This window comes from Streptomyces katrae, from assembly GCF_000717655.1.
Lineage (GTDB): Bacteria > Actinomycetota > Actinomycetes > Streptomycetales > Streptomycetaceae > Streptomyces > Streptomyces katrae_B.
Window position 1 is genome coordinate 78,904 of record NZ_JNZY01000034.1, and the last position, 11,984, is coordinate 90,887.

Here is an 11,984-nt window from a genome sequence, read left to right on the forward strand (position 1 = left end):
GCGCGGAAGCGCTCATGAGGCGTACTCGCTGTTCTCGTGGACGTACTCGGCGGTGAGGTCGTTGGCCCAGATGACGGCGGAGTCCGCGCCCGCGGCGAGGTCCACCGTGATGCCGACCTCGCGGCCGGTCATGTCCACCAGCGTGCGGTCCTCGCCCACCGATCCGTTCTTGCAGACCCACACGCCGTTGATGGCGACGCCCAGCCGGTCGGGCTCGAAGGCGGCGGAGGTGGTGCCGATGGCGGACAGGACGCGGCCCCAGTTGGGGTCCTCGCCGTGGATGGCGCACTTGAGGAGGTTGTTGCGGGCGACGGAGCGGCCCACCTCGACGGCGTCGTCCTCGCTCGCGGCGCCCACGACCTCGATGCGGATCTCCTTGCTGGCGCCCTCGGCGTCCCCGATGAGCTGCCGGGCCAGGTCGGCGCAGACCGTGTGGACGGCCTCGGCGAACTCGGCGTGGTCCGGGGTGACTTCGGAAGACCCCGAGGACAGAAGCAGCACGGTGTCGTTGGTGGACATGCAGCCGTCGGAGTCGACCCGGTCGAAGGTGGAACGGGTGGCGTCCCGCAGCGCCCGGTCCAGGGCTGCGCTGTCCAGGTCGGCGTCCGTGGTGAGGACGACGAGCATGGTGGCGAGCCCGGGTGCGAGCATTCCCGCACCCTTGGCCATGCCGCCGACGGTCCACGCGCCCCGGGTGACGGCGGCCGTCTTGTGCACCGTGTCGGTGGTCATGACGGCGACTGCCGCGTCCTCGCCGCCGGACTCGGAGAGCCGGGTGACGGCGCTCTCGACGCCGGCCAGGATCCGGTCCATGGGCAGCGGCACGCCGATGAGCCCGGTGGAACAGACCGCCACGTCCGCCGCGTCCAGGCCCAGCCGCTCGGCGGCCTTCTCGGCGGTGGCGCACGTGTCCTGGAAGCCCTGCGGCCCGGTGCAGGCGTTGGCGCCGCCGGAGTTGAGGACGACCGCGCGGATCCTGCCGTCCGCGAGGATCTGCCGGGACCACTGGACGGGGGCGGCCTGCACCCGGTTGGACGTGAAGACGCCGGCCGCGGCGCAGCGCGGCCCGGTGTTGACGACGAGAGCCAGGTCCCGGTTGCCGTTCTGCTTGATTCCTGCGGCGATGCCCGCCGCCGTGAAGCCTCGTGCTGCGGTGACGCTCACGGTGCGACTCCGATCGTGGAAAGCCCCAGGCCCTCGGGCAGGCCGAAGGCTGCGTTCATGCTCTGGACGGCACCGCCCGCGGTGCCCTTGGTGAGGTTGTCGATGGCGCTGATCGCAATAATCCGGCCGACGGCCGGGTCGAGGGCCACCTGGATCTGTGCGGCGTTCGACCCGTACACGGCTGCGGTGCTGGGCCACTGCCCCTCGGGCAACAGCCGTACGAACGGTTCGTCGGCCAGCGCCTTCTCGTACGCGGCCCGTACGTCCTGGGCGCCGACGCCGGGCCGCGCCGCGGCGGAGCAGGTGGCGAGGATGCCGCGCGGCATGGGGGCCAGGGTCGGGGTGAAGGAGACGGCGACCCGGTGACCCGCCGCGGCACTGAGGTACTGCACCATCTCGGGCGTGTGCCGGTGGCCGCCGCCCACGCCGTACGGCCGCATGGAGCCCATGACCTCACTGCCGAGCAGGTCCGCCTTGGGCGCCTTGCCGGCGCCGGACGTGCCGGACGCGGCGACGACCACGGCCTCGGGTTCGGCCAGTCCCGCCGCGTACGCGGGGAAGAGGGCCAGCAGGACCGAGGTCGGGTAGCAGCCCGGCACCGCGATGCGCCGGGTGCCGGCCAGCGCGGCGCGGGCGCCGGGGAGTTCGGGCAGGCCGTAGGGCCAGGTGCCCGCGTGCGGCGTGCCGTAGAACGTCTCCCAGTCGGCCGCGTCCGCGAGGCGGAAGTCAGCGCCGCAGTCGATGACGAGCGTGTCGTCGCCCAGCTGCTCCGCGACGGCGGCGGACTGGCCGTGCGGAAGGGCGAGGAACACCACGTCGTGTCCCTTGAGGACGTCGGCCGTGGTGGGCCGGACCTCCCGATCGGCCAGCGGAGCCAGGTGCGGCTGCAGCGCGCCGAGGCGCTGTCCCGCGCTGGAATGCCCGGTCAGGGCACCGATCTCCACTTCAGGGTGGGCCAGGAGCAGGCGTAGGAGCTCGCCCCCCGCATATCCACTTGCCCCCGCCACGGCTGCACGCACTGTCATGAACCCTCCCGATGTGACACACATGTCCTTCGCACGCGATCCGGGCTCCGTCACCCATCGCATTCGCCGTACATACGACAGCCTCGGGATCGAATGCGGCTCGAAGGCACGGCTCACAGCTGCCGGGCCCGCACCACGCCAACGGCTCGCGGTGCGGGCCGGCGTGCCGGTGTCGCCGGGTGTCGCGGTCGGGGAGGGCGCTCTCGTGACCTGCCTCGGCGTAAGCGCTAAGGCGCGGTGCAGTACTCGGCGTTGAGGATGGCGAGGATGTCGTCCGGCCGCCAGTCACTGTTGTAGTTGAACGTGAGCTGGTGGCCGGCGTCCTCGGTGGTGGCGACCAGCGAGAGCCAGCCCACCGTGCCTCCGTCGCGGTACCAGATGGTGGTGCCGCAGCCCAGCGTCAGCCGCTCGAGGCCGAGGCCGTAGGACGAGAGCGGGAAGTCGGGGTTGACGACGGTCGTCTTCATCTCCGCCAGCTGCTTCGCCGGCAGCAGCTTCCCGCGCATCAGGGCGCTGTAGAACCGGTTCAGATCGGCCGCACTGGAGATGATGTCGAGGTTGCCCCAGGTCTGCGACCCGTTGACCTCGGTGACGTCGTCGATCTTGTCCGGCTGCGTCTGGAAGAAGAGCTTGGAGTAGGCGCGGCCGCTCGGCTGGGGCAGGTTGACGCCGTTGCCGGGGTTGGACGTCGCCGTGAGCCCCAGGGGCTCGATGATGCGCTTGCGCACCTCGTCCTCGTACCGCTTGCCGCCGACCTTCTCGACGATCATCGCGGACAGGATGTCGTTGGTGTTGGAGAACCCGTGCCGGGCGCCGGGCTGGAACGCCGGCGCGTGCGAGAGGGCCACCTCCACGCGCTTCTTGTGCGGCATGGTCTCGTAGCGGTGCTGGAGGTAGCCGTCGCCCAGGACGTACGTCGAGACGTAGTCGGCGTCGGCGAAGTAGTCGGGCAGGCCGCTGGTGTGGTTGAGGAGCTGCCGTACGGTGATCGCGCGGCCGTCGTTGCCGTTGCCCGTCACCACGCCCGGCAGATGGAGCTCCACGGCGTCGTCGAGGCTGAGCTTCTTCTCCGCCTCCATCTGGAGGAGGACCGTCGCCACGAAGGTGGCGGTGACGTGTCCGACACGGAACCGGTCGTTCTTGCCGCGCAGTGCACCCGTCTTCAGGTTGCCCACGCCCGACGCCGACTTCCAGACCCCGTTGGCGTCCCGCGCTTCGACCGTGATGCCGGGGATGCCGGCCGCGACGGCCGCGTCGATCGCACGCTGCGTCGCCTCGTGGCCGGCCGCCTTGGGGGCCGTGTCCTCCGTCGCCTGGGCGGGACCCGTGAAAGCGGTGGCCATGATCGCGAGTGCCGCGATACCGACCACGCCGGCCCCTGGTCTCTTCCGTATCGTCATCGTGATTCCCCGTCCTGAAGGTCGTCTGAATTTCGCTGATGCCGTACTGGTGCGGTCCGTCGGCGAAGTCGAACCACGGCATGAAAATACCTGCCCACTGGTTCTTTTTCGACATTCGGACGGCCGATTTACGCGCATGCCTGCAACAAGCTCAGGAATGGCTCGAAGTCGCAGAGTCGGGCGGGAATTTGAGCCGTGTTCGGCAATGAATTCCGGTCGGGATCGGACGTGCTGTCGCGCCGTCCTGTCGACGGGACAGCCGGGCGGCGGTTCGAACGCCGCTCCGGTACCGCTCCAGCCCGCGCCGGGAAACTTCTCGCCGGTTATGTACACCCTTCTGATGGAGGCATGATGGCACGTCAGGCCGGTCTGACCGCAGGGTCGCATGGCGGCCCGGCAGCCCCTCCCCCGCAACCCCCGGCAAGACAGCCGCGCACTGCGGGCACCGCGCCGCGCCGGGGCCAGGTGCTGACGACCAAGGTGGGCCTGCAGATGCCGACCGGGATGGCCTACGACGAGTGGGAGCGGGCCGGGCGCCAGCTCGCCGGCGTCCTCGACTCGTCCTCCTGGTGGCTGGGCGACTGGCTGAGGTACGGCAAGGACCACTACACCGACCGGTACCAGCGCGGGATCCAGGCCGTCGGCCTCTCGTACCAGACCCTGCGCAACTACGCGTGGGTCGCACGGCGCTTCGACTTCACCCGGCGCCGGCCCACCCTGAGCTTCCAGCACCACGCCGAGCTGGCCTCCATGCCGGTCGAGGACCAGGACCGCTGGCTCGACCGCGCCGAGCAGGGGCAGTGGACCACCAAGCAGTTGCGCGGCGCCATCCGCGCCGAGCGCCAGGGCGGGCAGCTGCCCCGCACCCCCACCGAGCCGAGCCGCCGCCTGGAGGTTCCCGGCAGCCGTGTCCAGTGGTGGCACAAGGCCGCCGAGCAGCTCGGCGTCGACTTCGAGCAGTGGGTGATGACCACGCTGGACAGCGCGGCCGCGAGCGCCCTGGACGACCTCGCCGAGCAGACCCGGCCCGTGGCCGTCAGCGCCTGAGTCCCCGGCGCCGAGGCCTTCGGCGCGTCAGGACAGCTGGCTCATGAGGCCGGCGGTCTCGCGCTTGTACGTGCACCCGCTCTGCGCGAACGACTCCTGCACGCGGTCGCGCACCTCGGCCGGCTGTTCCTGGCTGAGCTTGAACATGCCCTCGGCCCCGGTCACCGTGAACCGGAAGGCCCCCACGGCGGGCGCGATCTTGCGGAAGTAGCCGAGCGACTCGGTCATGTCCCAGCCGTTGCCGAACCGCCCCTCGAAGGCGCGCACCGTTGACTCCACCACACTCAGCGTCTCGTCCATCGAGTCGATCTTCTCCACCACGCCCCGGACGTGCACCGCGGTGAAGTTCCAGGTCGGGGCCGCCGGCGTCTTCTGGTACACCGTGGGCGACACGTAGGAGTGCGGACCGGTGAACGTCAGCAGCAGCACGCCGCCCGTCTCCAGCGCCGACCAGTGCGGGTTCGCCCGGTTCATGTGTCCGAGCAGCGTGGCCCCCGGCAGCTCGCCGAACCAGTCGCCGGAGGTCTCCGGGTCGAAGATGACGGGGAGGTGCGTGGCGAACGGACCGTTCTCGGGGCTGCCATTGGCCACCGCGAGCGCCAATGGATTACCACGGATCAGGTCCACCATCCACGAACTGTCCGGTTCGCGGTAAGAGCTGGGCACGAACATTCGGATACACCCTTTCAACAATTGGCTCAGGGCATGACCCTGGCTCAGGGCATGACTGATCGCATTACTCCGGACACAGGACACATGGGCCATCGGCCACCGGCCGCGCCGCGCGGAGATCTTGATAATCCGCGCCGACCATATCGCCGTCCCGTCGACAGGACAAAGCCTTCGGATTATCGAGCACCTCGAGAAGCCCTCAAAACAGTCTTCAGGCCGTCTTCAAGTTGCCTTGAGATACCCTCGGGAGCAACACTGCAGAACGGTCTCTCGGGCCACCGGCCGAGTTTTCCAGACGCAAGCGGGAGAAATTTCTATGGGCATAACTGGCAGGCGCAACCAAGAGATCTACGACGTGGTCGGTATCGGGTTCGGCCCGTCCAACATGTCGCTCGCGATCGCCTTGGAGGAGCACGGGGCGAGCGCTCCGCAGCATCCGGTCAAGTCCCATTTCTTCGAGCGACAGCCCTCGTTCGGCTGGCACCGGAACATGCTGCTGCCGTCGACGACCATGCAGATTTCATTCCTCAAGGACCTCGCGACCTTCAGGAATCCGATGTCCCGGTTCAGCTTCGTCTCGTATCTGCACGCCTCCAACCGGCTGGTGCAGTTCGTGAACAACCAGGACTTCTTCCCGACCCGGCACGAATTCCACCAGTACCTGGAGTGGGCGGCCGCCGGCCTCCGCGACAAGGTCACCTACGGCGCCGAGGTCACTTCGATCCGGCCCGTCACCGAAGCCGGGTCGTCGACGCCCAACCTGCTCGAGATCGAGGTGCGCAGCGGCGACGGAACCACCAGCGTGGTCACCGCACGCAACGTGACCATCTCGACGGGTCTGGTGCCGCGCCTGCCGGAGGGCGTGACGTCCGACGAGCGGGTGTGGCACAGCTCGGAGTTCCTGAGCAAGTTCAACACCCGGGCCCCGGGCGACCTCAAGAGCGTGGCGGTGGTCGGCGCCGGCCAGAGCGCGGCCGAGATCACCCGGTTCCTCTACGACTCGCTGCCGCACGCCCAGGTCTCCGCGGTCATCCCGTCGTACGGCTACTCCGTCGCCGATGACACCCCGTTCGCCAACCAGGTGTTCGACCCCGACGCGGTCGACGAGTACTACTTCGGCACCGAGCGGGCAAGGGACGCGTTCTGGCGCTACCACCGCAACACCAACTACTCGGTGGTCGACGCCGACGTCATCCGGGCCCTGTACCAGCGCTCGTACGAGGAGCAGGTGCGCGGCGGCGACCAGCGGCTGCACTTCCGCAACCTCACCCGGGTCGCCGAGGTCGAACGCGTCGGAAGCGGGGCGCGGGTGGTCCTGCACTCGCTGCTCGACGACCGGACGGAGGAGCTGGGGGTCGACGCGATCGTGTTCGCCACCGGCTACGACGGCCTGGACCCGGCCCGCCTGCTCGGTGACTTCGACCAGCACTTCCAGCGCGACGCGGCGGGCAGGCACCGGGTGGAGCGCGACTACCGCCTGGTCACCGCATCGGGACTGACCTGCGGCGTCTATCTCCAGGGCGGCACCGAGCACACCCACGGCATGTCGTCGTCCCTGTTGTCGAACATCGCGGTACGCAGCGGCGAGATCGCCGATTCGATCGTGCTGCGGCGCACCGAGCGGGAGCTGGACCTCAACCACCCCGTGGCGGAGGCGTCCTCGGCCGCCTGAGGCGGCACACCGTGGGGTGTGCCCCGGTGCTGTGACTGCAGCACCGGGGCACACCCCACGGCGGTTCCGGGCCGTGCCCGGTCAGCTCACGCGGCGTCGGCGACCATCGCGTCCCGCAGGCTCTGCGGCCGCAGGTCGGTCCACTTGTCCTCCACGTACGTGAGGCACTTGTCGCGGCTCTCCTCGCCGAACACGATGCGCCAGCCGGCGGGAACCGCGGTGAACGAGGGCCACAGCGAATGCTGCTGCTCGTCGTTCACGAGAACGTAGAACCGGCCGTCGGCGTCGTCGAACGGGTTGCTGCTCATCAATCCACTCCAATTCAAGCCGTCCACGATTCATTTTCGAGCAGAAAATGAATCATCATCCATCGGTGGGATGGAGTTGGCGAGACCGCCAAGCCAGATCATGCACCGTTCGGGAACCCCGTGGAGGTCTGCGGGACCCATTACCCGATATCTGCCGTCCACTGTCCTGTTGACAGGACGTGTCCCGAAAGCGGACACATCCGTGTGGCAGAATCGGTCGCCTTTCGAGCGAGTCGACGGGAATCCGCTTCCGTTGGCCCGCGTCCCCGCGCGATGATTGCGGACGAACAGGGCTCGGGCCGAAATGTATTCACCTTCCCAAAAGCCCGCAGCGCAGCCAAGTGTTTTCGTGCCGTTCTCGAGCGCACGTCCACCGGCCCATCGGGGCCCGGCCCCGTGGCCGGGGTCTTCCACAGAAGGAGTCGTGTATGACCGCCAGCATGCACCCGGCCATGGCCAAGGCCCAGTCCATCGGCGACGCCCTGCCCTGGCTGGCCCGCCACCAGGGCCGTACGGTCGTCATCAAGCTGGGCGGACACGCCATGGTCAACGAGGACCTGACGGCGGCCTTCGCCCGCGACATCGTCTTCCTGCGCTACGCCGGGCTGCGGCCCGTGGTGGTGCACGGAGGAGGCCCCCAGATCGATGCCGAGCTCGCACGGCGGGGCCTGGAACGCGAGTTCAGAGCCGGACTGCGCGTCACCTCGCCGGCCGCGATGGACGTGGTACGGATGGTCCTTGCCGGCCAGGTGCAGCGCGAGCTGGTCGGGCTGATCAACCGCTTCGGCCCGCTCGCCGTCGGCATGACCGGCGAGGACGCGGACACCATCACCGCGGTGCGGCACGTGCCGTGGATCGACGGGGAACCTGTGGACGTCGGCAGGGTGGGCGACGTCACCCGCGTGGACACCGGTGCTCTGGAGAGCCTGCTGGCGGACGGCCGGATCCCCGTGGTCTCGCCGCTCGCGCGCAGCGCGGAGGACGGCCTGGTCTACAACGTCAACGCCGACACCGCGGCGGCGGCGCTCGCGACCGCGCTGCGCGCCGAGGCGCTCGTCATGCTGACGGACGTCGCGGGTCTGTACGCGGGCTGGCCGCACAGTGACGAGGTCATCGAGCGGCTCACGGCCGGCGAGCTGGAGAAGCTCCTGCCGGAGCTGAGCGACGGCATGGTGCCCAAGATGACCGGTTGCCTGAACGCCGTGCGGGGCGGGGTGGGCGCGGCCCGGGTGATCGACGGACGGGTCCCGCACTCGGTCCTCCTCCAGATGTTCACCGACGAGGGGGTCGGCACGGTGATCGTGCCGGACCCGGACGAGGCGGAGATCCTGCGGTGAGCGATCGAGCGAAGGCGAGGGCAGTGCCCGTGACACGCACACCCGGGGAGCTCACAGTGGTCCCGCCCCCCTCAGGTCCGCCCCGGAGCGGGCCGCCCGACGGTCTCGTCCGCCTGCGGTTCGCCGATGCGGTCACGCTCGAACGGGCCGGCGCCGCCTTCGGCGCCGGATCGGGCCCGGGCCTCGGCGAAGCGTGGAGCGACCCGGAGACGCTCACCCTCCGGATCCCCGCCGACGCCGGTATCGAGACCCTGCGGGCCGTGCTCGCGGTCCTCGACGCGGCGGCGATCACCTCCGAGTCGCTCACCGTGCACACGCACGAACTCGACGACGTCTTCGCCGCGTTCACCAGCCTGTCCTGAGCTCCGGCCGGGACCGTTAACGGCGTTAACGCCGTAGGATGGGGCCACCGCCGGTTCGGCGGTGGCCCCTCCACGCGTATGACGCCGTGTCACGGCAGCGGCTCAGGCCAGGTCGTCACGGATCACCCGGCGGTGCGCGATGAGCCACCCGCCGCGGCTGCGGACCAGGACGTCCTCCATGACGCACACGTACAGGACCTTGGAGCTGCCTCCGTCCGGCGTGGCGTACACCAGGGCCGAGCAGCGGGTGTGCAGCGAGCCGTCCGCCCGGGGCTGTACGTCGAGCATGCCGACCCAGTGGCTGAGGGGGCTGCCGGCCCGCCGCTGCGCGGCCGCGCCGGTGCGCTCGTAGCGGGCGAGCCCGGCGCGGGCCGGCACCGGCTCGGGCAGGGAGGGCAGTTCGAGGACGGCGTCCTCGGTGAACGTTCCCGCCCACAGCCCGGTGTCGTGCGCGTCCAGGATCTGCATCTGGAGGGCGTAGAACTGCTGCGCCTCCGCGTACAGGGCGGCGAACTCCTGGCCCTGGAGCGTACGTCCGGCGGTGGCCACCATCTCGACGGTCATGATCCAAGCCTCCAGGGAGTCCGTACTCGGTACGGACAGTCTTTGAGGCTCGGATCGAGCATCCTTCAAAAACTCCTCAAGCACTCCCGCCGGCGGTGGGAGTGCTCGAGGGACCGGTCCGGCGCGGGGCTGTCACCGGGCCCAGGGCAGCCCGCGGGTGCCCTCGGTGCCGGGCACGCAGACCACGCCGTCTGCGCGCATCGCGACGTGGGCCTCGGCCGCCTGCGGGGCGTGGACCTGCCGGAGCACTTCCGGCGGCAGGACGAGGGTCTGGCCGGCGGCGACCTTCTCGGTGCGGCCGCCGCAGGTGACCTCGAGGACGCCGGCGGTCACCGTCCAGACCTGCTCGCGGCTGACGGAGTGCTCGGGGCCGCTCCGGCCGGCCTCCATCGCGACGGTCCAGGTACTGAGTTCCGTACTGCCGCGGCTGGGAGCGGCCAGGCCGGTCATGCGGGCGTTCGGGGACTCGGTGACGTTCTCGGCGGTGGGGGTGATCACGAGCATGGCGGGGTACTCCTCGGTCTGTGCAGGCTCGTCGGGGGTGGCCCATTCGACGAGCTGGACGACGATTCCGTTCGGGTCGGTCAGCTGGAACAGCCGCTCGCCCCAGGGTTCTTCGCGCAGCGGCATGGTGACCGGGGCTCCGGCCTCGCGCAGGCGCCGCTCCTCGGCTTCGATGCCGGTGACGGTGAGCGCGAAGATCAGGCCGGTGGCCTGCCGGTCACGCTGTTCGGCCGGGAGCACTTCGCTGCCGCGGCGCAGCAGCACGATGTCGGCGGCGGCATCCTCGCCACGGGTCAGGGACGCGAAGCCGTCGGCGGCCATGGCGACCGCATAGCCGAGGTGCGTGCAGAAGAAGTCGCGGGAGGCGGCCACGTCGGCGACGGTGAGGGACAGGGTGGAGGCGGTCACGTTCAAGGTGTCTCCTGCCGGGTCGGCCGCGTCGGGTCCGGGCGCTGCATCATGTGCACGGGTGCTCAGCCGGCGCTGCTCTCGTCGGCGGCCCTGGTGTAGGTGAGGATGAGGTTTCCGCTCTCGAACACGTGGCTGTCCGTGAGGCGGAAGGTGCGCGGCGAGAAGCCGGCGCGGAAGAGCGGGATGCCGGCGCCGGCCACGACCGGGTACTGCTTGACGATCAGCTCGTCGATCTCGGGGAGCAGCTGGCCGGCCAGGTCGGCGCCGCCGCAGAGCCAGATCCCGAGCCCGTCCTCCTGCTTGAGCTTGCGGACCAGGGCGACCGGGTCCTCGGCGGTCACCTCGACGGCCGGGTCCGGGCTGGTGGTGAGCGAGCGGGAGAGCACGATCTGCCGCAGGTGGGCGTACGGGCTGGAGACGCCGGCGGGCAGGCCCGGGGCATAGGTGCCTCGGCCCATGAGCACGGTGTCGAAGCGGGTGTTGGGCACGTCCTCGGCGACACCGAGGGCGGCGCGGCCCGCGGTCGGGAGGGTGTCCGGGTACTCGGCGGCCAGGTGCGGGACGTAGTCCTCGGTGACGTGCGCCATGAGGAAGTCGAAGCTGCCGTCAGGGGCGGCGATGTAGCCGTCGATGGAGGTGCCGACGAAGTAGGTGAGCTTGCGCATCCAGTTCCGTTCACTCGGGATAATTTTGCGATGGAGGTAACTTTACGCCGAGCCACTTCCGTCGGTCAAGCATAATTTTGCCCTGGATGTAAGATTGCTCCATGGGTACCGAGATGGGGCTCCGCGAGTCCAAGAAGCAGGAGACCAGACAGCGGATCTCCGACTGCGCGACCAGGCTCTTCATCGAGCAGGGCTTCGAACAGACCACCATCGCCGAGATCGCCGCCGCGGCACGCGTGGCCAAGAAGACGGTGACCAACTACTTCGCCCGCAAGGAAGACCTGGCCCTCGACCGGCACGAGGCGTTCACCGAGGGCCTGGCCCGGACCGTCGCCGAACGCGGGCCGGGCGAAGAGCCGCTCACCGCCCTGGGCCGGACGTTCCGCGCCGCCCTGCTGGAACACAGCCCCGTCGTCGGCTTCACCGGCCCCGCCTTCGCCCGCATGGTCGCCGACAGCCCCACCCTCACCGCCCGGCTGCGCGAACTGCACGACCAGCGGGAGGAAGCCCTCGCCGCGGCCCTGGCCGCCGCAGCCCCGGACCACGCCCCGGCCATCGCACCCCGGGCCGCCGCCGCGCTGATCGCCGCAGCGGACCGCCTGCTGTTCCGGCGCATCCAGGAGCTCACCCTGGCCGGCCGCACCGACGACCAGATCGAGGCCACGCTGCTCCCGGAGACCGACCACCTCCGCGCCATGCTCGGCGCCGCACTGGAGGCGGACCCTGTCACACGCCTGTGACAGTCGACGGACGGCGTCGTGAAGGTACGGGCGCAGGATTTTAAGCAGGACAAACCGGACATTCGACTACATGTCCACCTGCTTCCGAGGGCGCGAGCAGAGATGACCGATCC

Annotated in this window: 13 protein-coding genes; 5 read left to right on the forward strand and 8 right to left on the reverse strand. The window is 69.9% G+C overall.

The genetic code is table 11. The annotated features are described in order from the left end of the window. Positions 1-12 precede the first annotated feature (12 nt). The 3 genes from argJ to IF09_RS0130930 all read right to left on the reverse strand — a co-directional run bounded on the left by argJ (position 13) and on the right by IF09_RS0130930 (position 3,589). Positions 13-1,164 (reverse strand): bifunctional glutamate N-acetyltransferase/amino-acid acetyltransferase ArgJ, encoded by a 1,152-nt coding sequence (gene argJ / locus IF09_RS0130920; protein ID WP_030301355.1) that lies wholly within the window; start codon positions 1,162-1,164, stop codon positions 13-15. Then, positions 1,161-2,189, reverse strand: a complete 1,029-nt coding sequence (argC, locus tag IF09_RS0130925) for an N-acetyl-gamma-glutamyl-phosphate reductase (RefSeq protein WP_030301357.1) — start codon at positions 2,187-2,189, stop codon at positions 1,161-1,163. Before argC ends, argJ begins: the two co-directional genes overlap by 4 nt. 227 nt (positions 2,190-2,416) lie before the next feature. After that, positions 2,417-3,589 carry a serine hydrolase domain-containing protein gene (locus IF09_RS0130930; RefSeq protein ID WP_037636438.1) on the reverse strand — a complete coding sequence of 391 codons (1,173 nt, stop codon included), beginning with the start codon at positions 3,587-3,589 and terminating at the stop codon, positions 2,417-2,419. Positions 3,590-3,940: 351 nt separating this feature from the next. Between IF09_RS0130930 and IF09_RS40860 the strand changes: the two genes are divergently transcribed. After that, a complete protein-coding gene (locus IF09_RS40860) occupies positions 3,941-4,636 on the forward strand; it encodes an LmbU family transcriptional regulator (protein WP_168724365.1) in 696 nt (231 codons plus the stop codon). 27 nt (positions 4,637-4,663) lie between these two features. Here IF09_RS40860 and IF09_RS0130940 read toward each other — a convergent pair whose 3' ends face one another. Further along, positions 4,664-5,308: an FMN-binding negative transcriptional regulator gene (locus IF09_RS0130940; RefSeq protein WP_030301364.1), complete on the reverse strand. Its 645-nt coding sequence runs from the start codon at positions 5,306-5,308 to the stop codon at positions 4,664-4,666. Positions 5,309-5,624: 316 nt separating this feature from the next. Between IF09_RS0130940 and IF09_RS0130945 the strand changes: the two genes are divergently transcribed. Next, on the forward strand, positions 5,625-6,980 hold the full coding sequence (locus tag IF09_RS0130945) for a lysine N(6)-hydroxylase/L-ornithine N(5)-oxygenase family protein (RefSeq protein ID WP_030301366.1): 1,356 nt from the start codon (positions 5,625-5,627) through the stop codon (positions 6,978-6,980). 86 nt (positions 6,981-7,066) lie between these two features. Here the strand turns inward: IF09_RS0130945 and IF09_RS0130950 are convergent, their stop codons facing one another. Continuing rightward, entirely contained in the window at positions 7,067-7,288 is a 222-nt protein-coding gene (locus IF09_RS0130950) for an MbtH family protein (RefSeq protein ID WP_030301369.1), read from the reverse strand. A gap of 428 nt (positions 7,289-7,716) precedes the next feature. Between IF09_RS0130950 and argB the strand changes: the two genes are divergently transcribed. Then, entirely contained in the window at positions 7,717-8,625 is a 909-nt protein-coding gene (gene argB, locus IF09_RS0130955; RefSeq protein ID WP_030301371.1) for an acetylglutamate kinase, read from the forward strand. A 29-nt stretch (positions 8,626-8,654) separates the two neighbouring features. Then, positions 8,655-8,987: a hypothetical protein gene (locus tag IF09_RS46470; protein WP_199920507.1), complete on the forward strand. Its 333-nt coding sequence runs from the start codon at positions 8,655-8,657 to the stop codon at positions 8,985-8,987. A gap of 102 nt (positions 8,988-9,089) precedes the next feature. On the opposite strand, the gene IF09_RS0130965 is transcribed toward IF09_RS46470, so the two are convergent. The 3 genes from IF09_RS0130965 to IF09_RS0130975 all read right to left on the reverse strand — a co-directional run bounded on the left by IF09_RS0130965 (position 9,090) and on the right by IF09_RS0130975 (position 11,131). Continuing rightward, on the reverse strand, positions 9,090-9,551 hold the full coding sequence (locus IF09_RS0130965; protein WP_199920508.1) for a nuclear transport factor 2 family protein: 462 nt from the start codon (positions 9,549-9,551) through the stop codon (positions 9,090-9,092). Between the two features lie 132 nt (positions 9,552-9,683). Beyond that, on the reverse strand, positions 9,684-10,463 hold the full coding sequence (locus IF09_RS0130970; protein ID WP_234321209.1) for a VOC family protein: 780 nt from the start codon (positions 10,461-10,463) through the stop codon (positions 9,684-9,686). Positions 10,464-10,528: 65 nt separating this feature from the next. Then, entirely contained in the window at positions 10,529-11,131 is a 603-nt protein-coding gene (locus IF09_RS0130975) for a dihydrofolate reductase family protein (RefSeq protein WP_030301378.1), read from the reverse strand. Between the two features lie 113 nt (positions 11,132-11,244). Between IF09_RS0130975 and IF09_RS0130980 the strand changes: the two genes are divergently transcribed. Further along, complete coding sequence (locus tag IF09_RS0130980; RefSeq protein WP_030301379.1) at positions 11,245-11,871, forward strand: TetR/AcrR family transcriptional regulator; 627 nt, start codon at positions 11,245-11,247, stop codon at positions 11,869-11,871. The last annotated feature ends 113 nt before the right edge of the window (positions 11,872-11,984 follow it).